The following is a 21136-nucleotide window of genomic DNA, read 5'->3' on the forward strand; positions in this document are numbered from 1 at the left end:
AAATTAGTACCCTCATGACAGTTACTCCTACAAAAAGAGATATTAAAGATCAGGAAGACATCCGTTTTCTAGTGATTGAATTTTACAATAAAGCCCTCACAGATGAAGTGATTGGCCCTGTATTTAAGGCGGCAAATTTCTCTTTAGAAGGACATATTCCGGTAATGGTGACCTTCTGGGAAACGATCTTATTGGATGTGGTCACTTATAAAGGAAATCCAATGCTCAAGCACATTGCTTTAAATAAAGAAGTCCCTTTACATGGAGCACATTTTGACCGCTGGATGAAAATCTGGGAGGAAACTATCAGGACTAATTTTGAAGGATCTGTAGCGGATCAGGCGATCTCCAGAGCCTCTTCCATCGGACAATTGATGCAATATAAGATCAAACAGGCGACTGCTCCAAATGGCCTATAAACAAGAAATTGGCGACCGCTCATCACGGTCACCAATTCTGACATTTGAGACGTAAAAACTAATATTTTTATCCGGTAAGGCTGAAAAGTTCCGTTTTTGGTTGATCTGCCCAGTATCTATAATCCAGCGCCATGCAGATGTTTCTTAAAAACCGCTTGCCCAATGGCGTTACCCGAAGATGATCTGCCGACAAGAACACCAATCCATCCAGTGCCAGCCAGCGCATGCGCTGTAAACCTTCAGAAAACTCAGGAGAATTGGCTTCCTCCTCTGTCCAGGAAGTATGTCCTTTACACATGATATTCAAAATATGCTGACGGGTAATCCTATCTTCTGCATTCAGTAAATGGCCCTTTACCACAGGTAATTTACCTTCATTCACTATCGTTAAATACTCTTCCACCGTTTTCACATTCTGTGCAAATGCGGTCCAGGTATCACTTATAGAAGATACACCTAAACCAATCATCAACTGACTGTATTGATGGGTATAGCCCATAAAGTTCCGGTGCAGTTTTCCTTTAATTTCTGCCTCATACAAACTGTCTGTAACCAATGTAAAGTGGTCCATTCCCACATCCAGGTATCCTCCTTCTTTTAGCTTTTTACAACCCAGCTCATACAGTTCCTGCTTTAATCTTTGAGAAGGAAGATCCAGTTCTGTGTACCTTCTTTGCCCTGGTTTAACCCATGGAACATGGGCATAGCTGTAAAAAGCAATCCGGTCTGGTTTCAATTGCAGTACTGAATCCAGTGTATCTGAAAGCCCCTGAATCTGTTGGTGAGGGAGACCGTAAATCAGGTCGTAATTGATCGAGGTATAGCCTAAAGCCCTTGCTTTTAAGGTCACTTGCTCTACTTCTTCATAGGTTTGCACCCTATTGATCACCAGCTGCACATGCGGATCAAAATCCTGAATCCCTAAACTTAATCTTCTGAAACCTAACTGGTTCAAAGTGATCAAATGTTCGTCGGTCGTATTTCCAGGATGTGCTTCGAAGCTAAATTCAGCGGCCTCATGCAGGTCGGCATATTTTAGGATGCCTTCCATCAGCAGTTTTAAATTCTCTGCACTGAAAAAAGTAGGTGTGCCACCGCCCAAATGCAATTCCTTAATTAATGGACGGGTTTCAAATAGATTCAGGTACAATTGCCATTCTTTCAGTAAAGCTTCGATATAAGGCGATTCTACTTTATGATTTTTAGTGATCCTGGTATTACAGCCACAGTAAGTACATAAACTTTCACAAAAAGGAAGGTGGATGTAAATGCTGATCCCTTCTTTGTCGTTACTTTCCCTAAAGGATTGAGCAACGGCTTTCTCCCAGTCCTTTACGGTAAAATCTGTTGTTTTCCAATAAGGAACGGTAGGATAGCTGGTATAACGAGGGGCAGCAACATGATATTTGGAGATCAGATGATTCATACTAATGGTGATGAGGTTTACTCCCTGGACGTACTGAGGAATGTACCTGATCGCAAGATCTTGAGCAAACACAAGCCTTCCCTAAACACTTCTTTTGCTGCCATTTATCCAGATTAACAATGGTTTCCACAGCCAATGCCATCGGTAATTCCTTCTCTGTAAGCGCTAGTAACGCGTCTAAAGGAACATTGGCAATCTTTATATTTCTAAGTGCAGCGGCTTCCTGATCGATATGATCGGTAGCGGTAGAGCGTGTCGCAATGAATTTCACCCCAAGATCAGCTAACCTGTTGATCACCTGTGCAGAAACATCATCTTCATTGAATACAATGACAGCTTCTTTTCCTGCGGCATAAGAAGCTGTCTCAGAACCCAAAGAATTGGATATCAATGTAATATCATGTTTTTTATTATTGGCAATGGCCAATGGTTCTTTTTCAAAAGACTTTATACTATATGCGACAACTCTCATGCTGGTTCGATTTATTAATAATCAAAGTTAGCATGTAGTGGTAGCGGGGAGAATGAGTTTAATCAATTGAAAATATGATCCTCATCAGTTTTTCATCTGCTGTAGTCTAAGCTGATCGAGCACAATGATCTGACTGCCTTTCCTTTCTATAATCCCTTCATCTTTAAAATCGCTGAGGATCCTGCTCACCGTTTCCGTAGCCATTCCAGCCATTGCCGCAAGGTTATCACGGGAAACCCGTAAGATCATTTCTGCATCCTGTACCTCCTGTTTACATAACCTGGCCAATACTTCGGCCATACGTTTTCTAACAGAATGGTAGGCCAATTGCAGCAATTGTTCTTCTTTATCCTGGAGGTTATTGGAGATCAATTGAATAAATTGTCGGGCCACATCAGGATAGCGATTGAGTAAATCATCCATCAAATCCTTCGGCAGCATACAAACCGTGCTATCTTCCAAGGCTTCGGCAGTTTCAGCATAAGGCGCATTGAGTAGTAAAGAAGTTATGCCAAAATAATCTTCTGAACCATACATTCCGGTCAGCAGTTCCCTTCCATCCTCACTTAACTTAAAGGTTTTCACCTTTCCATTCATCACCAGGTAAAGGCCCGAAATGTTGTCGCCCTCATAGTAAACAACCTGTTTTTTCTTAACAGACCTGACTTTTCTTGCAGCAATAATTTTCTCCAGCTCCTGTAAGCCGGAGCTATTGCTAAATAATACGCTTAATTTTTCAAGTGACTGGCTATAAAAAACCTGCTGTTTATCTCTTTTACTCAATCTGCTTTCTATGGCATTTAACAATTCCACATCATCGAAAGGCTTCGTCAGGTAATCATCGGCACCCATTTCCATCCCTTTACGCATGTCAATGCGTTCTGCTTTAGCCGTCAGGAAAATAAAAGGAATGGTGGCCGTTTGTTCATTTTTATGGAGCAAATACAATACGCCATAGCCGTCCAGCTCTGGCATCATGATGTCACATAAGATCACATCCGGCAATTCGCTGATGGCCAGATCTACCCCGATTCGTCCGTTAGCAGCCTGCAATACTTCATAATTTGCCAGTTCCAATATCTCGGCAGTACTTTCCCGAATGTCATCGTTATCTTCTATAATGAGTATCAGTGTCTTCTTCATTCGTAGCTTATTTATTAAAGGACAAAACAAATTTAGTCCCGGTATGGAGTGTACTTTCAAAATACAGCTCGCCTCTCATCAGCGTTGCATAACGCAGTACAATATTTAATCCTAGTCCTGTTCCCGGAATATTTCCGGTATTGTTTGCACGGAAAAACGGCTGAAACAGGTGTTTATGGTCAGATTCAGGAATTCCTATCCCATTGTCTTTTATCGTGACCATGCATTGTGAATCTGTAATTTCTGTATTAAATTCAATAAAAGTGTTTTCTCCTGAATATTTGATGGCATTGGAGATCAGATTGATCATGCAGTTTTTTAACAGGTTAAGGTCTAACAGCACAGTACTCTGCAGTCCGGTATGCTGATAAATGATGTTCTGATCCTGCTTGGCCATCATCTGCATTTCTTCCGTGATTTCTTCGGAGAGTTTAACCAGGTCAAAAGCTGTAAAGGTAGGTTCTACTTTTCCTGCTTCTAGTCGTTCCAGCGACAAGAAATCATTCAAAATCGTAGTGAGATTGCTGACTGCATTTTTGATCTTACTGACATGTTTCGTAATGTTTTTATTGTCGTAAGGTTCTGCATATTTATCAATCAGCGAAGCTGAAAGCTGCACTGAACTTAGGGGTGTCCTGAATTCATGGGAAGCCATAGACACAAACCTGCTCTTCAATTGATTGAGTTCTTTTTCTTTTTCAAGAGAAAGACTGACCTCTTCTTTGGCTTCACTTAAGGCCATCACTGTTTTTTTAAGTGATTTTGTACGCTCTTCCACAAGCTCTTCTAACTCCGCAGCATATTCTCTCAGACGCTCTTCTGCTTCTTTTTCTTTAGAAAGGTCATGGATAAATCCAGTGTAGATGATGCGGTCTTCGTATTGCACTTCACTCACCGCCAGGCGAAAAGGAAAAGTACTCCGGTCTTTTCGCAGACCTTTTACTTCTCTGCCTTTTCCGATGATTCTCTTCTCACCAGTCGATTGATAACGGCGAATGTAACCATCATGTCCGCTTCTATCAGGTTCAGGCATTAGGAAGGAGATATTTCTTCCTTCTACTTCATCGATAGTATAGCCAAATAACCTTAATGCTGCTGGATTAAGACTTTCAATTTTGCCCCTGTCATCAATGGTAATGATCCCGTCAATTGCAGTTTCAATAATGGCCTTTAATAACCTCGCCTCTTCCATGTATTACTTTTTACAAATATAATGATAACGATTGCACTGGGCTAATAACCTCAATCATACAAAAGTGTGACTAATATCATGTTTTTAAATTTAAATAGTCTGCTCTTTTGCGATTCAAGTAAATTTTTCTCAGCAAATGAACCATACTTTTCACATTCCAGTTTTAGGCTTAGGCTATTCAATTGATACTCCGTTAAAGGTGGCCAGATATGGCATCTCCTCTGTTGTTTCCATCGTAGATGATGAATTGACGGAGCGCATGAGAAAATTTCATGCAGAAAAGACAGGAGAAACATTTACACTGATTGACAAAAAAGAAGCAGATAGCCGGGCCAGAAGAATTACCGCCTATCTCAACTTACTCGATGTGCTGGTAAAGCAGCAGTTTTCCTCTTTAAAGACCCAATCTTTTGAAGAAGGAACAGACCTGAACCTATATTTCGAGCTGCTGCCAGCACAATCGATCTGGAGATTAAAATATCAGGAAATGAAAAGTTTACCGGATGGTCCGCAAAAAACTGCAATGCAATCTGAATTAATTGAAGGCATTACACCTGGTGCGATTGACGTGAACATTATGTCTAAAGTAGACAAGGTAAATTACAAGGCGAACCATGAAACTGAGGGTGATGATTTTACAGATGCCTTAGCTGCAATGCGTGGTTTTACAAATAGCAGCCTAGATTCCTCTGTCATCATTTCTGCCGGATTAAACCCGCGTCTATATGCGTACATGGAAAAATGCAGTGCCTTTTATCCGGATGTAAATGGTGCCTTCCAAAAGAAAATCATTCTTAAAGTGAGCGATTTCCGCTCTGCCTTGATCCAGGCAAAAATGCTGGCAAAAAAAGGATTATGGGTGTCAGAATTCCGAGTAGAATCGGGATTGAACTGCGGTGGACATGCCTTTGCAACAGAAGGCTTTTTATTAGGCCCGATCCTGGAAGAATTCAAACAAAAACGTGGAGAACTGGCAGCAGAACTTTACCAGATGTATATCCATGCACTAAAAAGCAAGGAAATCCTTGAAATAGCTTTACCAGAACAGCGCATTACCGCACAAGGTGGAATCGGCACCGCCGAAGAGCATGAATTCCTGCTCAATTACTATGAACTGGATGCTGCAGGATGGGGAAGTCCTTTTCTGCTGGTACCGGAAGCGACAAATGTAGACGATGAAACCTTAAACCAATTGGCCAGTGCTGTTCCGGAGGATTATTACCTGAGCAATTCTTCCCCTTTAGGTGTACTTTTCAATAACTTCAAAAAGAGTACTGCCGAAGAACAGCGCCTGCAGCGCATAGAAAAAGGCAGACCAGGCAGTCCTTGTACCAAGAAATTCTTATGTACCAACACAGAGTTTACTGCAGAACCCATCTGTACTGCTTCCAGAGAATATCAAAACCTGAAAATAAAACAGTTAAAAGAACAAGAGCTTTCTGAAACCGATTACCAGCGGCAATTTCAATCCATTACGGAAAAAGTATGTCTATGTGAAGGTCTTTGTGCTTCTACCTATTTAAAAGTTGGCATTTTGAAACCAAGGGAAAACAAGGCCGTGAGTATATGTCCAGGACCTAATCTTGCCTTCTTTCAAGGTAAGTACTCCCTAAAGGAAATGATCAATCATATATATGGGCGTGAAAATCTATTGGCAAACGTAAACCGTCCTAACTTATTTATCAACGAACTCCATTTATACGTAGATTATCTGAAAAAAGACATTGCCAATCAACTGGAAGAATTGACGACTAAAAAAGATAAGTACTTCAATAAATTTAAACTGCAATTACTGGATGGCATCGCTTATTATCGTGCCCTCATTCCAGAATTAAAATTCCAGGACAATTTATCAGTCGAGGAAATGCTGAAGCAACTGCTGCTCGCTGAAAAAAGTTTAGGTTAATCCCATACAGACGCTCAAAACATAAGGCCACGTGTTAGAAAAGAACTTTGGTGTATAGTTCTCCCCCCTTCTTTCCGTGGCTTTTATGAAACATATTTTTTCACTATATTAGTTAAAAGGAATTTCGATACTATAATCAAAAATAACATGGAAAAAGAAGCTATGAAATCATTACTGGGCATCATTGACCAGCAAGTTAGTTCTTCGATTTTAGGAGGAATGGAAGAGCAGTATGAAGAATTGGAAAATTTAGGATATATCCACATCAACCGCGACCGTGTTCAGCACGCCGCTTCTATCACTCCTGAAGGCATGGAATTTTTATATCACGATAAAGAATAAGGGCATATTGTCATTAAATTGTTTTTATTTTTCATACTTAAAACTTTTTGACAACTAACTCCGTTATATGATCAGTTTGTTTGGTTTAGGTTGATCTGTGGTGGGTCAGCCATTATTAAAACAGGGATAGATCTCTCCGATTCATCCCTGTTTTTTTATTTTAAACCCTGGTCTTTAAAGTTTCAATTATTCGACCACAATACTTCTCCCCCCTCTATTCCTCACATCAAAAACACGAAACTTCGCGCCTTTCTGAAAAGGAATCGCCTGAGTATATATTTTGCTGCTGGCTATGGGTTCCTTCCCATCCGTAGTATAGCGAATGATTAATCCTGGCAACTGTATATTTGCCGATATTTGGCTATTACTCAGTTGTATTCCTGGTGTCGGAATTCGGTATTTAAAGCCACCAGCATAATAGTTTAATCTTGGCAGTTCTTTTTTGCCCAATACATTTACAAATACCGACCAGGCCTGATCATATAGCACTTTTCCTTTTTCAGCATCTGCTTCCAATGCCCATGCCGGATCTTTCGCCCAGGCGCGTTCTGCCAATCCTAATAATTTCGGCAATAGCATATATTCAAATTGTTCAGGCGTTTTAATGTTTTCGCTCCACAATGGGGCCTGCAATCCAACAATATTTGATTTGCCCACCTCCGTTAAACCTGCCTTATTTTTATAGCGTTCTGGATTTGCAGGATTTCCTTCCTCATCTTCCTTCATATTCTTATAATAATCGAAAGGAATGAAATAGAAAAGCTTGTCTACATCTACATAACCACCCCAATTCTGACCATTTTCTACGAAACTTTTGTTCGCAGCCAGGTCGATGTAAAAATTAGTAACCGGCGTCAAAACTACTTTATATCCCTCATTGGCCATTTTATACGCTAAATCTTCATTACCATGTAAGTTATTCCAAACATCTACATGAAAATTCTCTTTGAAGAAGCGAGGTTCCGGAACCATTTTCATCTCCCCATTTACTTCCGTTTTATGCAATCCGATTTCTTCCCATCCAGATAAGTAGAGCGATTTGGATTGCAGCATTTTGTTCAATTTACTAAAGAAATAGAACCACAATTCATCGGTTCCTTTCAGTGCTGGTTCTTTTATAGCGAGTTGAACTGCAGCTGGTGATTTCTCCCACACACCTGCCGGCACCTCATCACCACCAAAATGGATCGTCGTTAACGGTGCATCTGCTGCTTTATGCATGGCAATCAGCTCGTTGGTTACCTTTTCCAAAAAGTGATAGCTGGAAGGTAAAGCTACATTGATCACATTATCATTAAAACCCTGTACGGAGCGATATTTACTCTCATCCTTTAAATCACTTAACAAATAGTATTCAGCGGCTTCTTTGTCGCCGGCCTTCATCAAACGGTGATAACGGGCCTCCATTGCTTTTATGGCAGCTCTGGCATGACCAGGGGTTTCAATTTCTGGGATTACCCGGATATGTCTTGCCCTTGCATACTTCAAAATTTCTATATAGTCTGCTTTAGTATAAAAACCTGTACCAGAATTTAAGCCTGGTATTGGTCCAGAACCATAAGCAGGCAAAATTTGGGTGCTTTCCGTTACAGAGTGACCGCGCGTTGCGCCTACAGTAGTTAATTCCGGTAAGCCTGGGATTTCCAAACGCCAGCCCTCATCTTCGGTCAGGTGAAAATGAAAAACATTTAACTTATACAAGGCCATTAAATCCAGGACCTTCAGCACTTCTGATTTGGGTTGAAAGTTCCGGCCTACATCCATCATAAAACCTCTAAAACCAAACCTCGGACCGTCATGGATGACCGCTGCTGGTATCGCAATCGACGTTTGAACTTTCGACCAGGAACTTGCAGGAAACATACTTTTCAAGGATTGTATTGCATAAAAGGCACCTGCCGGATCTGATGCTTCAATGCTGATCCGACTCGGAGTGATGGTTAAGGTATAAGCTTCCTTAGCCAGTTTCTCCTCTTTTAGAAAAACAATTTCCCCGGCATCAGCATTTGATTTACCTGCTGTCTTTTTACCTAATGCACGACTGATTTCTTGAGAAAGTAAAGCGGCTTCATCTGCAAAAGCAGGTATCCCCACTACATTAACTGCTTTGGTTAAGCTAAAAGTACCTTTCCCCGGGACATAGTCAGCGGGTGTTGGAAACACCAATGGCAGTTGATTTACTGGAATATCTTTGATCTTTTTGTTCTCTTCATAAGCTTTCTTTGCCAGCTTCTGTTCGAAAGTAGTGTGGGCCGGCAAGTGCTGAAATACTACGTTTTTGATCGCAGCACCCTGATCAGGTGTTTTATCCCAAACCAGGTAGAAGCCGGAAGGGCGTTCTGAAATATTATATATGCGCTCTGTGGCGACATGAAGCTGAACAGCACCAGCAGGCGCAATTTGCTTAAAAGATGGCAATGGCGACAATCGGAATAAGGCCCCGTTAACGAGCGTCACCTTCGCCAGTAAGCTATCGGCTCCAACGGTTTTCAACACCCTGGAATTGAAATAGATTTTCCAGCCTGCAGCAGGTAAAGCGACCTTGCCATTGTTCTTGATGGTCAATATCATCTGACCTTCTTCATTGGTCTGCAACCAGTTCAGTTCTAAATCGGCAGCAGCAACAAGGGCTGCTTGCTGAGCAATAGCCGATCCGCTGATGCTGAACATAAAAAAAGCAGCAAGTACATAAATTTTCATGAGCATATATTTTTATATGTTTTCAATTGATTTTTATTTAAATCTTCCAATCCTGACGTTGAACGTGCCGGTGATGAAGTAATCAGCGCGAATTAAACCCTGATGTATATCTTTTTCTTGTCTAAAATATAGCCAATTAGCCAGCAGACCAGCATAAAGCAAATCGCAAACAATAGCGAACCAAAAGGCCCTGGGGCAATCGCCTGAAAAAACACCGTATTGATCCAGCCCGCAAAATCAGATTTTGGAAATATGGTATTGATGATCACTAACAAAAGATCCGCTACAATATAGATAAACAAGGGGTTCTTCCCGAATACGGTAAAGAAACCCGTCCATTTCACATAAGATTTCAGTTCGATGATATAAATCAATGCAGCAATAATGATCAGGTCCAATCCACAGGTGATCAATACGAAAGAACTCGTCCATAATTTCTTGTTAATCGGGAAGGAAAAATTCCAGCACCAGGCCAAAAACACCAATAATACTCCGACTAGTAACAGCCTGGCAATACTTTCATAACCTTTTCCTTTTTCCTGAATAAACCTACCTGCAAAGTAACCGATCACCACATTTACACAGGATGGAATTGTACTTAAAATTCCTTCCGGATCAAAAGGAATGCCTTCACCATGATACAGATGCGCATTTCCAAGTAAAAACTGGTCGAGGTACTGACCTGCATTTCCGGTCATGCTTAAAGGATCGCTGGAATCCCCAAAAATGAGCAGCAGGAGCCAATATCCAATTAAGAACAAAACACTCAGCACCATGACCCATCTCGTAGATAAATAGTGGACCATTAAAGAAACGATCCCATAACACAAAGCGATCCGCTGTAATACTCCCATAATCCGGGTATTTCCAATGGGAGAAAAACTGATTCCACCGGCCTCATTGTAATGAAAAAACGGGAACCAGTACATCAGATAGCCGATTAAAAAGATGAGCAATGTCCGTTTAAATATTTTACCGAGCACCTCCCTGTCACTCATCAGCGCAAACTTTTTCGCAGAAAAGCTCATGGCATTCCCTACTGCAAACAGAAAAGAAGGAAAAACGAGATCGGTAGGTGTAAATCCATGCCATGCCGCATGCTCCAGCATTGAAAAAGGCTGGGCACCACTTCCTGGTGTGTTCACAATGATCATAAAACAGACTGTCATACCCCGGAATACATCAAGGGATAAAAAACGTTGTGGTTGGTTCATTAGCTATAATAATAGGTTACAGGTAAATTGAATAGCGAGGAAGGAGCGACATCCGCCCCTCCTTCCTACAAAAGTTATCAATAGAAATGGTCATTTCCTAATTGTATCCTGGATTTTGTTTGAGTACAGATCCCCCACCTACATTGCTCAGATCAATTTGTCGCTGTGGAATCGGGTAAATATCATTTTTACCCTTTATAAATTTTCCATTTCTCACATCAGAAGTTAATTTCCCCTGGTAATTAAAATAAGCATTCAGCTCAGTTTCCGCGATTCCCCAGCGTACCAGGTCAAAGAAACGATGACCTTCCATAGCCAGTTCAATTTTCCGCTCAAAATAAATGGCCGATAAAGCATAGTCTTTTCCTTTTCCAGAAAAATCACCGGCAGGATAAACATTAATTTTATAATTGGCTGCAGGGATGTTAGAAAACCCTGCTAATGGATTTGCAGCATCCAGGTATTGATACACCCAGCCTACAGGGTTTGCCGCACGCGCCCTCACGATATCCACATATTCCTGAGCTTTAGCCAGACTTCCTGCCTGTGCTTCGGCTTCCGCAGCCATCAACAGCACATCAGCAAAACGAATCACCAGATAATTGATAGATGATCCTGGTGCCCAGGTTGTTTTATCTTCATCAGTTGCCCGGGTTGCCTGCCAGTAAATGTTCTTTTTAGGACCATAAGGACCACCATAACGCTGATCTCTGATCCAGGTTTCTCCCGGATAATTGCCCCAGTCTAAATATGGAATCCCACGTCTTCCTGCTGTCCAGTCCAATCGGGGATCTAAAGTTCCCTGATCCGGCTGAAAAGGTTCAGCACCTTTAATTCCCATATCATTGGCTACAGCATGGTCATTGTAATTAGTCAGGTATGGCAGGCCAGTTTGTTCATCCGTTCTATAATGATTGACCAAATCAATAGAAGGCTGAAAAAACCCACAGCAACCAAAAGGACTCTCGCCATAAGGGAAATTCAGCATATCGCCGTTATTTCCCAATGAAGGACCATTAGCATCTACATTTGCCGACATCTGAATTGCAAAAACCACTTCGGAATTGTCTTCTTTACTGGGTTTAAAATTATCTGCAAATTCATCATTCAGTTTGTATTTCTTGCCACTGCTGGTGACTCCGGAAGCGATCACGACATCAAATAAATCTCGTGCTTCCTTAAATTTATGCTGGTATAAATAGGCTTTAGCGAGGTAAGCCCCTGCCGCCCATTTATTGACTCTGCCAATCTCCGACTGTGTAGGGGGTAAATTTTCGTAAGCAAATTTTAGGTCTTCGGTGATCTTAGCCCATATATCAGTATTATTAGGCTGGTTGTACATGGTGGTGTGCTCATCAATCCATGGCACCATATTCCACATTTTCTTCAACTCAAAATAATAATGTCCTCTCAAAAACTTATCCTCAGCCTGGATTCCTACACGTTCTTCAGGCGTCAGGTCCGTCGCCTTGGCCAAAATCATCAGGACATCATTCGTCCTTTTGACCCCTTCATATAAAGCTCTCCATTTGGCGTTGAAAAAGGAGTTTGTCGCATCTGCATAAAATTTAGCAATGGGATCTATTGCCGGCTGATCGGTTCCATCACTTCCTTTAGAGGCATCCCCACCTGCAATTGCGCCAAATACCCAATTGCTTGGCGAACCACCATAAACATCGCCGCCACCAAATGATGTGTTTCCGCCAGCCATCCCATCCAGTGCAGCATAGGCACCGATTAATAAACCATTTACTCCGTTTTTATTGGTCAGAATTTCCTGTGTCAGGGACCCAAGGGGCGGTTGTTCTAATGCTTTCTTGCAAGAAAAAAATGATTGTCCTGTAAAGAATAATACAGTTAACAATAGATATGTTGATTTTTTCATCTCTTTAAACTGTTATGATTAAAATTTCAAATTTATACCCAAAAGGAAGGTCCGCTGACTTGGGTATGCACCATCATCCACTCCGTAAGCGGTTTGGTTGTCCGTTTCGCTGGAAGTTCCAATTTCAGGGTCAATACCAGAATATTTAGTGAGGGTGAATAAGTTGGCTGCTGAAAGGTAGACCCTCAATCGGCCGACGCCAAATTTCTCCAGCGTTTTTGCCGGCAGTGTATAACCCAGCTGAATATTTTTAAGTCGCAGGTAAGAGCCATTCTCTACAAAATAAGAGTTAGGTACTGCATTGGAACTGAATGTTCGCTCCTTTTCCTGAATTGGCGCTTTTGCATTTCTGTTGTCGGGAGTCCAGGAATCGTACAGCGCTGTATGGCTTTTTGCTCCTCCATAAGAAGAAGAGAAATCTGTCCACCATTTTACCTGATTCCAGATAGAGTTACCTTGTACACCGTAAAAGAACATACTCATATCGAAATCTTTATAGTTCATAGCCAGGTTTAAGCCATAACTAAAATCAGGATTCGCATTGCCTAAAAAGGTACGATCATCTGCATTGATGATACCATCCCCATTCACATCTTCATACTTGAAACGGCCTGGAGCCACCGCATTCTGGTAAACGGAATTGGGATCCGAAGTATGTTGCTGAACCTTTAAATTTGCCGCATCAATTTCCTCCTGCGACTGCCAGAAACCGGCTACTTTATACCCAAAAAATTCACTTACAGAATGTCCAACCTGATTACGAACGATGTTATTGCCATCAAAACGTCTGGCATCAAGGTCATAATAATTCGCATCACCGGAAACTTTTTGGATCAGGTTATTATAGGTCGTAATTGTTGCCGTGGCGCTCATTTTAAAATCCTTGCCAATCCGCGTATGTCCGGTAACGGAAAGGTCAAGTCCATCATTTTTCATCTTTCCAATATTCAGAAATGGTGTACTTGAGGCTCCGGTGGTACCGATCATTTCCGGGTTAAACAATAGGTCAGTAATGTTTTTCCTATAGTAATCTGCTGAGATCTCTAGTTTTCCTTGAAATAAAGTCGCATCAATACCAATATTGGTATTGGTATTTTTCTCCCATTTGGCACCTGGATTTCCGGTTCTGTTTTTATAAAAACCAGATACTACGTTATTTCCACCGCCGATAGCATAATAAGAAGGTGCAATATCACTGCTGTACGTATCAAATGAATTCCCTTCCGATACATTGAGCTGGTTACCCATTACGCCCCATCCACCTCTGATTTTCAAATCAGAGATCCATTTGATGTCTTTCAGAAAAGATTCCTGAGAAATCCGCCACCCTGCGCTTACCGCAGGAAACCAGCCATACACATTTTCCAAAAATTTGGAAGAACCATCTCTTCTTAGCGTACCGCCAAACAGGTATTTATCATTAAAATTATAATCTACGCGTCCGATTAAAGAGAACATGGCACTGGCAATGCGCTCGCTATTGGTATCTTTTGGTCCGCTGCCGGTAGTCAGATTGGTATAATTTGGATCAAAAGAAAAATACCCTCTGTTGCTTCCACTCATGGTACTGTATCTGTTGCGCAGGTATTCTGTACCTACTAATGCTTTCAAACTGTGTAAACCGAATTGCTTATTGAAGGATAAGGTATTGGTCCAGGTATAATCAAAACTGGCATAAGAAGATTCTGAATAAGAATTACTCGTATTGTTTTCTGCATTTTCATACTGAGGATATACGAAGGCCCGGCTATTCCCATTCGAATTAGAACCGCCAAATGAACTTCTCAAAGTAAGCGCTGCAGGAAGATCGGCCTCAATATATACGTTACCAAATAACCGGTTGTCTGTTGCCTTATTGTTCTTCGTTCTGGTGAGCATGGCTACCGGATTAAAGGCATCTCCAAGTGCGCCTCCGTAAGAACCGGCAAAGTTACCCATGATGTCATATACTGGAATAATCGGTTGCTCTCTAAACGCATGTCCAATGGCATTATCGCCGGTTAAGCCTCCAATTTTAGGGTTGGTACTAATGGAGTAAGAAAGATTTTCCCCTACCCTCAGTTTTTTGCTGATATTGAATTGTGTGTTGGAACGTAAAGTATACCTCTCCAGATAGGTATTCATTAACGTTCCCTGCTGGTTAAAATAATTAGCAGAAAGCAGGTAATTTCCCTGGTCTGAACCGCCGCTCACCGCCACATTATGACTGGTTATTGGTGCCGGGCTAAAGATTTCTTCATACCAGTTTGTACCTTCTTTATTGGCGCGTGTAATGCGGTAAAACTTTTTGTATTCTGCATCAGAAGTAAAAAATGGGATCACATTATAAAGGCTGGGATTTACGGAAGGATCGCCTTCTTTGGCCCCTTTCGGCAGGATATAATCCGGTAATACATACGTCGGGCCATTGCCATAAAGATCATCTTTGAGATTGGTTTCTCCGGAATTGATCAGCATCTGGCGTTTCAGCGTGGCCATTTCGCTTGGATTCAGGATGTCCCATACATTGCCGGTTTTTGGGCGTTGCGTACCATAGTAGGCATCATAGGTCACCTGTACTTTTCCCTTTCCTTTTTTAGTACTGATCACAATTACGCCATTGGCAGCACGGGAACCATAAATAGAGGCTGAGCCTGCATCTTTTAACACCTGTACCGATTCAATATCATTGGGATTGATGTCCGCAACACTTTCTGTTGGCACACCATCCACTACATATAAGGGACTATTGTTTCCAAAAGTATTGATCCCCCGAATCTTGATCTGAGGTTCTTCTCCTGGTTGTCCGGAACCAAGTACGGTTACGCCAGAGGCCTGGCCCTGTAACAGATTGGCCACTGATGCGGTGGGTTGTTTCAGCATTTCTGAAACATTGACCACCGATACGGCACCCGTCAGGTCTTTCTTCTTTTGCGTCGAATAGCCAACTACAACTACCTCACCTAAAGAAGTTGGCTCCTCAGTTAACTGGACATTGACAACTGTTTTACCTCCGGCTGCGACTTCCTTAGTCATAAAACCGATATAGGTAAAAACCAGGGTCACATCAGCAGACACCGCATTGATGGCATAATTACCATTTAAATCGGTCATTGCACCAATAGAAGTCCCTTTTATTTTAACACTCACCCCAGGTAAGGTTTCTCCTTTAACTGAGCTCACCTGTCCTTTAATGATCACTACCGGTTTTTCTACACCCGCTGCTACAGCGGCCAGACTACCTTTGTCATATAATAAAATATGCTGGTCTACTACCTTATAGGTAATATTTAATGGCCCAAGCACCTCTACCAGGATATCTCCCAAACGCCTGTTGACGACATTCAAAGAGGTGATCCTTTCAGATCTGATGGCCGAAGGACTATAAATAAACTTCACTTTAGTCAGGCTTTGTATCTCCTGTAAAAGCTGTTTGATTTTACCTTCGTTCATGTTTATGGAAATTTCTTTGTTGAGTACCCCCTGAGCTTCTGCTTTTTTCGCAAAAGTACTGCAGGTGAATAAGATGACAAGAAATATTTGGCTTACAGATATTCGCATTGCTGTTATTATTAAAGCAACAAATCGCTTTTTATTCATACCTTTAGAAGTTTTTGTTCGTTAATGTGAAAAGTTTCGTTCAAAATCATTTTAACTGGCAATGTTCCGCAACATTGTCAGTTTTTTTTTGCCCTGGGCTGCTAGTAAAAGTCTGTCTTTTTCATACGCATTTGGTTTAGGTTTAGGTTTGGGTTAGGTTGGTTAATTAAACAGCCCGGTTTAATGGGCGTTACTCTTACTTTTAATGACGATTGAGGTGCCCGAAATCTCATACGATGCCTTGATGGCAGCACATAGAAAATCCAGTTTACTGTATAAACTCTGCTCGGTCAGGTCGCCGGTAAAGGTATCCTCCAGCAAGCTTTTGTCTGCAATCAGAAATTTGATCCCGTAAGTCTTTTCCAGCATGGCAACCACCTCCGCAAGTGGCGCATCGTTAAAAGAAAACAGGTCTTTAACTTCCGTTTTAGTCGAGATATTTAAAGGTTCAGGGTTAGCCACAAGGCTTTGTTCAAAGGTGTTTTCGGCCGGTTTAAACACCGTTTTTTGATTTGGGGTTAAGACCACTTCCTTGCGCTGGCCCAGGATACTTTCTACGACATCCAGTCTGCCGCAAACCGGAGAAACCGCAACTTTCCCGGTTTTCACAGCCACTTCCGTTCCTTTGTTGCTGCCATTGGTACTCATCAGAAAACTGGTTCCCAATACCTTAGTGACCACATCTTTACTGTACACCATAAAAGGTCTGGAGGCATCCGGACTAATTTCAAAGAAAGCCGTACCTTCTAATACGACTTCACGCATATTTTTCGAAAAATGAACAGGGTATTGGATACGCGCATTTGATTCCAGCATCACAAAGCTACCATCCTCAAAGAGTACCTTTTGTGGCTGCTGACCAAGATTTTGTTGCTGTTTGATTTCATTGGCTAAGGCAGCAGTCATAAATTGTGGACTGACCACCTGCTCTTTAAAAAACAGATATCCTGTAATCAAGCAGAAACCAGTGATGGCCGCAGCGACTCCAGACCATAACCAGGGTCTTGAATGCTGGATTTCAGGAAGGGGTTCAGCGACTTCAGAAATATCTGTATGAATCCGATCCCAAAGTTTCTGCTCCAGCGTTGTGATTTCTCTGGGATTGATTTCTTCTAAATCTTCTTTATCCAGCATCCCATACCACTCTTCCACGACACGTTTTTCTTCCGCTGTACATTTTCCTTCCAGATACCGATCCAATAAAAGATGAAATGCTTCTCTACTCATTCTTATAGCTTTTAAACTATATGTCAGCTAAAGCAGGGCGATCCCTAAAGAAAATTAAAATATATTTTTATACTTATAAAAACAGCAGCACAATTAAAGGAAGTAAGAGGTAATCTTTCAAATGGAACCGCATGGATTTAAGCGATTGCGTGATGTGGTATTCTACGGCTTTTTCAGAGATATTGAGTTCCCTGGAGATGTCTTTCACAGAATAATGCTCTATCCTGCTCAGTTTAAATACTTCGCCTGTTTTTTTGGGTAATCTGGCGATGCCCTCATTCAGCGCTTCCGACAATTCATTGAGCATCAATAAATAGTCCGTATTGGCTACGCGATCATTATTGCAGACCTTCAGGTGATCCTGATACTTTGTCCGCACCAGCTGCGCCTTATAATGATTGATGATATTGTACTTCAGGCTTCCAAATAGGTAATTGCTAATCGAAACAATATGGACACTTTCCCTTTTCCTCCAAAGCTCTACAAAAAGGTTTTGTGTGAGCTCTTCTGCCAGTTCCTTATGGTGCACCTTCCTAAAAGCGACCTGGAATACCCCTTTCCAATAACGACTATAGATTTCCTGGAATGCACGCTCGCTTCCGTGCTTAAAAAGCACGATCAACTCATCATCGGTTAGAACTGAGAGATTCATACGGTCGTTAAGATAGGTTAGCTAGGGTCTGGTTATAACAAACTTAGCAATTTAAACTGAAGGTTTATCACAAATCCTTTACAATAAAATCAGCAAATGACTCAGCAGGATTCGCGTACCTGCTGAGTCGTTTAAATTAAAAAGGAAGAGAAACGTGTACCATCATACGGTTCCCAGCCTTCGCTCTACCGTCAGCAAGGTTCTGCGAACGCACATTCTGGTAATTTGCTCCCAGCGTGATGCCTTTCAACGCGAGTTCCATGCCAGCCACTGCTGATAATGAATAACCGCCGGAAACCTGTACGTCATACTTGTTGTTTTCTACATCTTGTTGTGCAGTTTCATACAATACACCAGCATTCGGTGCAACCGTGATTTTTTCTGCAATCCGAAACTTATAATAAGCCAGTAAATTAGCCGTCAGCTTATTCCCATAGCGATAATCGTATTTATTTTCCGTGTTCATTTTATAATTGACATTGGCATTTAAACCCAGGTCATTGTAACGGATATCATAAGCTGCATTGAGGGTAAAATCGGTACTGGCCGTACCCAATTGAAAATTGTTAGGCGATTCGCTGACTGCTAAACGTTCTGTCGGTTCATATTTTCCGGTAGGTACTTTTATGCCGCCGCCAATCCATATCGACTGTACCAGCAACCGGTCTCCAAGTGTTCCCGTCTGGTCCAGTAATTTATAATACCCCATCAAGGCGATGTCGCCAAGCCCCGTTTTTGTCCCATTTCCTGTCTGACTAACCCGTTCATTAAAATTGTAAGGAAGGAAAGCCAGCACCCTGAATTTCGAACCGAAATTCCATCCTCCCCAAACCTCCATGCTCTGATAAGTTTCATCAGCAGTGATTGGGGTCCTTTCTCCCACGGGCCCTAAATGAGTCTGCAAGGTTTTATGCTGATACCTTAACCCTATAAAACGCTTATTATATTCCGGCAAAATCCCAAGGTAATAACTTCCTACACCGCAGCCACAAATGTCACATGCCTTAGCCGCAGTGATGATAAACAGCATAAATAGGGTCAGCACTATTGTTTTATTTCTCATTTCTATCTAAATATTATTGTTCTGAAAAGCGTTTATCATTGATAAATGCTTCATCGTTCAGCGTTCCAAGGAACGCAGTTAATTTCAATTTGTCTGTTGCCGATAAGCCTATTCCTAACCTGCCGTTTTTACGAAGCAGGGGATCAAGGTTCGGTGTGTCTCTTACTTCAGAATTGTAATGCTCCAGCATCCCCTCCAGAGATAAAAAACGACCATCATGGGTAAAAGGAGCTGTATATTTCAGGTTTCTTAAAGAAGGTACTTTAAACTTATAGCGGTCAGTTTCGATCAAAGTAACCGCATATAATCCCTGGTCATTTACAGCACTGGTCCCTAAACCATTGTTTCGGAAAGAGCCATCTGTAAATAAAGGTTCTGAGTGACAGGAAGCACATTTTTCCTTGAAAAGCACGTATCCTTCCTGTTCATCAGCTGTAAAAACCGGACCTTCTTTGCGCATCACCTGATCGTACTTTGAATTACTGCTCACACACATCAGCATAAATTGCGACAATGCTTTCATAAACCTGGCAGTAGTCACTTCTTCCGTTCCAAAAGCCTGTTTAAACATGGCAGTATATTTAGGTACCGCCCTGATTTTATTCAATACATTTTCCAGGTTTTCATCCATTTCCTCATGGGTAGTAATTGGGGTAATTGGCTGAAGATCCAGGTCGTACACCCCTCCACCCCACATAAAAGCCTTGCTCCAGGCCAGGTTCATGATCGGTGGAGAATTTCTGGTGCCCAAACGGTCGTCGATCCCATGGCTCACATCATGCCCATGCTGTGTAAATGCAGCAGATTGAATGTGACAGGAACCACAGGTGATCGTATTGTTTCTGGAAAGCCTTGGCTCATAAAACAAGGCCCTTCCCAGCTCAAAACCTTCCTTTGTAACCTCATTATTCGCGAAATTATATACCGGCTCCGGAAAATTTGATGGCTTTTGAAAACCTAAAAACCTTTCTATTTCTTCTTTAATAGGATGATCCTTCTTACAAGCCAGAATAAACAAGCCGAATACCAGCAAAACCATCCAATGTTTCTTCCTCATCTTCGCTTAATTTTCAGTGTGATCGTGCTTAAACATATCCACATAATTCCCTGCTACCGTGCTGCTAAAATCATTAAACATTACGTTTGGATGTGCAGCAATGCTGAAAGGAGTCTTTCCGTTAAACACCTTCATCAGGTCTACAAAAAGATGCACATTGCTCTGTCTGTCTTTTCTTACTTTTGCAATCCCCGCAGCATTTAAGTCCATGGTAATCACTTTAATGTTATTGATGGTAGGCACAGAATAACCGCCAAAAAAGCCGATGTGATATTTAAACTGCTTTTTACCGGTTGGATCACCACTCGCATCATCAGAAATCACGTTCGAATTCCCTTCGTATTTAAAGAAGATATAGCCGTTGTTCCATCCCCAATACATGCCGCCATTTTCATGATCACCACCTGCTGCAGGATCTAATACGCCGGTACGCTTATCTATTGGCATTGTGCTACGTAAGCTATCCACGCCTAACGTAAACGTGACTTTTGTATAATCTCCCTCCGGTACCCGTACCTTTGCAAAGCGAGAGGCTTTATCTGCGCCCTTGATTAAGAAATAACTGCTATCCGGATTCACAGTATAACTTTTACCGGCAGCAGTCTCAACCTTGATATTGCTGATAAAATACTGTAAAAAGGAAATTGTAAACTCCTCTCCCGCAGCATTTTTATAAGGACTTCCGGTATTGTTTAACGTGAAAGTTCTGGCACCAACAATATTATCGAACTCTATAGACAATGGAGCCAGATTTGTTTCCTGAAATTCAGGAGTAGGGCTGTCTTTTTTAGAACATCCCGCAAAGCCGATGCTTAAAACGGACAACAGGCCAGCTATTTTGAAGTATGTATTTTTCATT

The 21136-nt window shown here is 41.7% G+C and carries 16 protein-coding genes; 3 read left to right on the top strand and 13 right to left on the bottom strand.

The features are described 5' to 3' along the window. Positions 1–14 precede the first annotated feature (14 nt). Positions 15–419, top strand: a complete 405-nt coding sequence (locus tag K7X70_RS18100; RefSeq protein ID WP_222538400.1) for a group III truncated hemoglobin — start codon at positions 15–17, stop codon at positions 417–419. A 67-nt stretch (positions 420–486) separates the two neighbouring features. Here K7X70_RS18100 and hemN read toward each other — a convergent pair whose 3' ends face one another. The 4 genes from hemN to K7X70_RS18120 form a co-directional block, all read right to left on the bottom strand. Next, the gene (hemN, locus tag K7X70_RS18105) at positions 487–1845 is read right to left on the bottom strand and encodes an oxygen-independent coproporphyrinogen III oxidase (RefSeq protein ID WP_222538401.1); all 1359 of its coding nucleotides are present in this window, start codon (positions 1843–1845) and stop codon (positions 487–489) included. Position 1846: 1 nt separating this feature from the next. Next, positions 1847–2317 carry a Rossmann-fold NAD(P)-binding domain-containing protein gene (locus K7X70_RS18110; protein WP_222538402.1) on the bottom strand — a complete coding sequence of 157 codons (471 nt, stop codon included), beginning with the start codon at positions 2315–2317 and terminating at the stop codon, positions 1847–1849. A gap of 84 nt (positions 2318–2401) precedes the next feature. After that, positions 2402–3460: a response regulator gene (locus K7X70_RS18115; protein WP_222538403.1), complete on the bottom strand. Its 1059-nt coding sequence runs from the start codon at positions 3458–3460 to the stop codon at positions 2402–2404. Between the two features lie 7 nt (positions 3461–3467). Further along, on the bottom strand, positions 3468–4652 hold the full coding sequence (locus tag K7X70_RS18120) for a PAS domain-containing sensor histidine kinase (protein ID WP_222538404.1): 1185 nt from the start codon (positions 4650–4652) through the stop codon (positions 3468–3470). Positions 4653–4788: 136 nt separating this feature from the next. Between K7X70_RS18120 and K7X70_RS18125 the strand changes: the two genes are divergently transcribed. Together K7X70_RS18125 and K7X70_RS18130 are read left to right on the top strand one after the other, a co-directional pair. Further along, positions 4789–6558, top strand: coding sequence for a hypothetical protein (locus K7X70_RS18125; RefSeq protein ID WP_222538405.1), 1770 nt, complete (start codon positions 4789–4791; stop codon positions 6556–6558). A gap of 147 nt (positions 6559–6705) precedes the next feature. Continuing rightward, positions 6706–6900, top strand: coding sequence for a hypothetical protein (locus tag K7X70_RS18130; RefSeq protein ID WP_062549506.1), 195 nt, complete (start codon positions 6706–6708; stop codon positions 6898–6900). 186 nt (positions 6901–7086) lie between these two features. Here K7X70_RS18130 and K7X70_RS18135 read toward each other — a convergent pair whose 3' ends face one another. From K7X70_RS18135 to K7X70_RS18175, 9 genes are all read right to left on the bottom strand, one after another. After that, a complete protein-coding gene (locus K7X70_RS18135; RefSeq protein WP_222538406.1) occupies positions 7087–9600 on the bottom strand; it encodes a family 20 glycosylhydrolase in 2514 nt (837 codons plus the stop codon). Between the two features lie 92 nt (positions 9601–9692). Further along, on the bottom strand, positions 9693–10754 hold the full coding sequence (locus K7X70_RS18140) for an acyltransferase family protein (RefSeq protein ID WP_255607399.1): 1062 nt from the start codon (positions 10752–10754) through the stop codon (positions 9693–9695). Between the two features lie 157 nt (positions 10755–10911). Next, positions 10912–12699: a RagB/SusD family nutrient uptake outer membrane protein gene (locus K7X70_RS18145; RefSeq protein WP_222538408.1), complete on the bottom strand. Its 1788-nt coding sequence runs from the start codon at positions 12697–12699 to the stop codon at positions 10912–10914. An 18-nt stretch (positions 12700–12717) separates the two neighbouring features. After that, positions 12718–16239, bottom strand: a complete 3522-nt coding sequence (locus tag K7X70_RS18150; RefSeq protein WP_222538409.1) for a SusC/RagA family TonB-linked outer membrane protein — start codon at positions 16237–16239, stop codon at positions 12718–12720. A gap of 219 nt (positions 16240–16458) precedes the next feature. Then, positions 16459–17505: a FecR family protein gene (locus K7X70_RS18155; RefSeq protein WP_222538410.1), complete on the bottom strand. Its 1047-nt coding sequence runs from the start codon at positions 17503–17505 to the stop codon at positions 16459–16461. A 73-nt stretch (positions 17506–17578) separates the two neighbouring features. Next, a complete protein-coding gene (locus K7X70_RS18160) occupies positions 17579–18157 on the bottom strand; it encodes an RNA polymerase sigma factor (RefSeq protein WP_222538411.1) in 579 nt (192 codons plus the stop codon). Positions 18158–18293: 136 nt separating this feature from the next. Further along, positions 18294–19220, bottom strand: coding sequence for a transporter (locus K7X70_RS18165; protein WP_222538412.1), 927 nt, complete (start codon positions 19218–19220; stop codon positions 18294–18296). A gap of 13 nt (positions 19221–19233) precedes the next feature. Then, positions 19234–20277, bottom strand: coding sequence for a cytochrome-c peroxidase (locus K7X70_RS18170; protein WP_222538413.1), 1044 nt, complete (start codon positions 20275–20277; stop codon positions 19234–19236). Positions 20278–20283: 6 nt separating this feature from the next. Then, positions 20284–21135 (bottom strand): MbnP family protein, encoded by an 852-nt coding sequence (locus K7X70_RS18175; RefSeq protein ID WP_222538414.1) that lies wholly within the window; start codon positions 21133–21135, stop codon positions 20284–20286. Between the last annotated feature and the right edge of the window lies 1 nt (position 21136).

Origin of the sequence: Pedobacter polysacchareus, assembly GCF_019802255.1 — a bacterium.
GTDB lineage: Bacteria > Bacteroidota > Bacteroidia > Sphingobacteriales > Sphingobacteriaceae > Pedobacter > Pedobacter polysacchareus.

What these genes read in the sequence shown, in the direction of transcription:
- K7X70_RS18100 (WP_222538400.1), top strand. Translation starts at nt 15, where the DNA reads ATGACAGTTACTCCTACAAAAAGAGATATTAAAGATCAGGAAGACATC.
- hemN (WP_222538401.1), bottom strand. Translation starts at nt 1,845, where the DNA reads ATGAATCATCTGATCTCCAAATATCATGTTGCTGCCCCTCGTTATACC.
- K7X70_RS18110 (WP_222538402.1), bottom strand. Translation starts at nt 2,317, where the DNA reads ATGAGAGTTGTCGCATATAGTATAAAGTCTTTTGAAAAAGAACCATTG.
- K7X70_RS18115 (WP_222538403.1), bottom strand. Translation starts at nt 3,460, where the DNA reads ATGAAGAAGACACTGATACTCATTATAGAAGATAACGATGACATTCGG.
- K7X70_RS18120 (WP_222538404.1), bottom strand. Translation starts at nt 4,652, where the DNA reads ATGGAAGAGGCGAGGTTATTAAAGGCCATTATTGAAACTGCAATTGAC.
- K7X70_RS18125 (WP_222538405.1), top strand. Translation starts at nt 4,789, where the DNA reads ATGAACCATACTTTTCACATTCCAGTTTTAGGCTTAGGCTATTCAATT.
- K7X70_RS18130 (WP_062549506.1), top strand. Translation starts at nt 6,706, where the DNA reads ATGGAAAAAGAAGCTATGAAATCATTACTGGGCATCATTGACCAGCAA.
- K7X70_RS18135 (WP_222538406.1), bottom strand. Translation starts at nt 9,600, where the DNA reads ATGAAAATTTATGTACTTGCTGCTTTTTTTATGTTCAGCATCAGCGGA.
- K7X70_RS18140 (WP_255607399.1), bottom strand. Translation starts at nt 10,754, where the DNA reads ATGATCATTGTGAACACACCAGGAAGTGGTGCCCAGCCTTTTTCAATG.
- K7X70_RS18145 (WP_222538408.1), bottom strand. Translation starts at nt 12,699, where the DNA reads ATGAAAAAATCAACATATCTATTGTTAACTGTATTATTCTTTACAGGA.
- K7X70_RS18150 (WP_222538409.1), bottom strand. Translation starts at nt 16,239, where the DNA reads ATGCGAATATCTGTAAGCCAAATATTTCTTGTCATCTTATTCACCTGC.
- K7X70_RS18155 (WP_222538410.1), bottom strand. Translation starts at nt 17,505, where the DNA reads ATGAGTAGAGAAGCATTTCATCTTTTATTGGATCGGTATCTGGAAGGA.
- K7X70_RS18160 (WP_222538411.1), bottom strand. Translation starts at nt 18,157, where the DNA reads ATGAATCTCTCAGTTCTAACCGATGATGAGTTGATCGTGCTTTTTAAG.
- K7X70_RS18165 (WP_222538412.1), bottom strand. Translation starts at nt 19,220, where the DNA reads ATGAGAAATAAAACAATAGTGCTGACCCTATTTATGCTGTTTATCATC.
- K7X70_RS18170 (WP_222538413.1), bottom strand. Translation starts at nt 20,277, where the DNA reads ATGAGGAAGAAACATTGGATGGTTTTGCTGGTATTCGGCTTGTTTATT.
- K7X70_RS18175 (WP_222538414.1), bottom strand. Translation starts at nt 21,135, where the DNA reads ATGAAAAATACATACTTCAAAATAGCTGGCCTGTTGTCCGTTTTAAGC.